Origin of the sequence: Psychroserpens mesophilus (assembly GCF_000826645.1) — a bacterium.
GTDB lineage: Bacteria > Bacteroidota > Bacteroidia > Flavobacteriales > Flavobacteriaceae > Psychroserpens > Psychroserpens mesophilus.
This window is the reverse complement of sequence record NZ_JXJP01000064.1, coordinates 1-240: the sequence shown is the minus strand read 5'-3', so window position 1 is coordinate 240 and position 240 is coordinate 1. Positions and strand designations below refer to the sequence as shown.

The window sequence follows — 240 nt, the reverse complement described above, 5'->3', positions numbered from 1 at the left end:
GTCCCTCAGGACGTCTACATCACCGATTCGACGTTGGCGGGCAACGTGGCCTTCGGCCTAACGGCGGAGGAACGTGACGAGGCGAAGGTGCGCGAGTGTCTCGAGCGTGCGGCCCTCGGTGGCCTGCTCGACAGCTTGCCCGAGGGCTTGGAGACGCTCGTCGGCGAACGCGGTACGCGCCTCTCGGGCGGTCAGCGCCAGCGCATCGGCATCGCCCGTGCCTTGTACCGTGACCCGCAG

General features: G+C 68.8%; 1 protein-coding gene. It reads left to right on the top strand.

Annotated elements, in window-relative coordinates:
- Positions 1 to 240 (top strand): ATP-binding cassette domain-containing protein (locus TD18_RS17085; RefSeq protein WP_152611409.1); only part of this gene is annotated, 240 nt, incomplete at both ends.